We start from the raw sequence: 1,917 nt of genomic DNA, 5'->3' as shown, positions 1-1,917 counted from the left end.
GTAGCCATTCCACAAGCTGAGTCGTGTCCCGGTAAGGCGCCGTAGGCGGCACAAAGGGACGCACTTTATCTACCGCATGCAAAGCGCGATACACCTGCCATTTGCCAGGTAAGTTACGCGACCAGTAGATGAGCTTGCGCGATTTTTGCTCCGCCATGTCTTCCAGTGTGCGCCTGACATTCTGGCTCTCGTGGACATGGAGACAGCGGTTATACACAATGTCCGGCAACGGAAAGCGGCCGGATGTCCATACTCCGTTACGATAAACATAACCTCGTATGGAGTGATCTTCAGGTGAGACTCCTTCGGCGGTAAACGCCATTACGCTAAGACCAGAGCGCCTGCCCAACAGACTTAGCCTGCGGCAAAAATCGGCTTCGGTAATAGGGGGAGTGACGGCCTGATTCCGGCTAACAAGCACGCCCAGCGTACCTGGCACAACAAGAGACACCGACAACAGCTCCTTTGGCAGCCAGACTCTGGAAGAGATGAATTCATTTGAAGCCGGCTGAATAACAGCAGTATTCAATCATTTTTTTAACGGACGGGCGAGTTTTCTGATCATTTAACGGCGTGTTGTCATTCTTTGATGGCTTAGAATTGACCTCCAGCAACCAGATGCGCCCTGTGCTATCTATTGCCAGATCAATACCAAATTCCGCGAAATGGGCGGGAATTTCTTTTTCCACTCCGCTTGCGATATCCAGTGCTGCTGTTTTCAGAGAGGTATGCCCATTCGATTTAACGGTTGCGGGCAGCGTGGTTTTGGCAAGTGCTTCCTTGACTGTGCTCAGTGTGCCGCCTCTTGCCAGATTGGACACAAAGTGGCTTCCTCCAGCGATCCGGGCGACAATGGATGTTACGGTCCAGGTTCCGGACGAATTTTTCTGTACAAGCGCACGAAAGTCGACCGGACGCTTACCGTGATCAATCAAGGTAAGTCCCTGTTGGAGTTGAAAGCGTGTTGTTTTCATTTTTCCCGCTAAGCTTTTGTACAGCTTATCTACGTTGGCATACGTTTGCTTGCGGGGCGTGCCCGCTGTTGTGGATAACACCGAAAAGGTGCCATCGGTTTGCTTGTTAATGCGCATTATGCCTTTACCTAAGCTTCCGCGCACTGGCTTGAGAAAAACAGCGGGATACTGGTTGCACATTTTTTTGAAAACAGCAAAGGTTTGCAGCAAGTGGGACTCGGGTAAATACTTGCGCAGGGAAGAATTTGATTTAAGCGCATCAAATACTTCATTCTTATCCAGAAACTTTTCGTTAAAAATGGTCGTGCCGTACTGCGATTTTACTTCTTTCATGAAATGCTGTACGCTAGTTCTGTTCTCGAGTTTACGGGAGGTAAGACGATTATTGACGACATCGCCGGCGGGCATGACCGTCTTTTTCCAGCCTCCGTCATACACCCATCCCTGAACTCGCCCGGGCTGACTTCCGATATGCTCCGGGGTGAAAAAATACACATATGCTCCTTGTCTGCGGCATTCCCCGACTAGTTCACGGCAGAACAGGGTGATCGACCCGAAAGGCTTGTCGGGCTGTTCGGGATAGTCCCGACTGACCAGCACGCTAATAAGTGGGCCCACTCGAAGTGTCCGGCGACCTCGGCTGTAGGTTACTCGCAGATCACAATTGGCATGAAGCCCCATTTTTCGGGCTAGCACGCTTCCCACACGTAGGCCGCTGTAGCGGGGCACCGATATGACGGTAACCTCTTGGCGGAACGAACCGAAGGCGAGCTGAACGGGGTGGCCAGCGGATATTTTCCATTTGCGAAGCAGGGACTCGCCGACCATGAGTACGTCATCCTGCAAGATGCCCGATCCGATGATTTGAATCGTTGTTTTTTTGATGGACATCGTGGATCTCCTTCCGGGCAGCAACTTGATGTCTTGAAAGTAACGGGAAACG

General features: G+C 51.3%; 1 protein-coding gene and 1 pseudogene. Both read right to left on the bottom strand.

From position 1 onward, the window contains the following. Positions 1-451, bottom strand: a pseudogene (locus GRP75_RS25780) (YheC/YheD family protein); the annotation flags it as partial. A 43-nt stretch (positions 452-494) separates the two neighbouring features. Continuing rightward, positions 495-1,865 carry a YheC/YheD family endospore coat-associated protein gene (locus tag GRP75_RS25775; protein WP_023987902.1) on the bottom strand — a complete coding sequence of 457 codons (1,371 nt, stop codon included), beginning with the start codon at positions 1,863-1,865 and terminating at the stop codon, positions 495-497. Between the last annotated feature and the right edge of the window lie 52 nt (positions 1,866-1,917).

This window comes from Paenibacillus sp. OT2-17, from assembly GCF_009827695.1.
Classification (GTDB): Bacteria; Bacillota; Bacilli; order Paenibacillales; family Paenibacillaceae; genus Paenibacillus; species Paenibacillus polymyxa_B.
Note: the sequence above shows the minus strand (reverse complement) of the source record. Positions and strands in the feature narration are given on the sequence as shown.

Excerpts from the sequence above, each read along its gene's own strand:
- GRP75_RS25775 (WP_023987902.1), bottom strand. The coding sequence starts at position 1,865 with ATGTCCATCAAAAAAACAACGATTCAAATCATCGGATCGGGCATCTTG.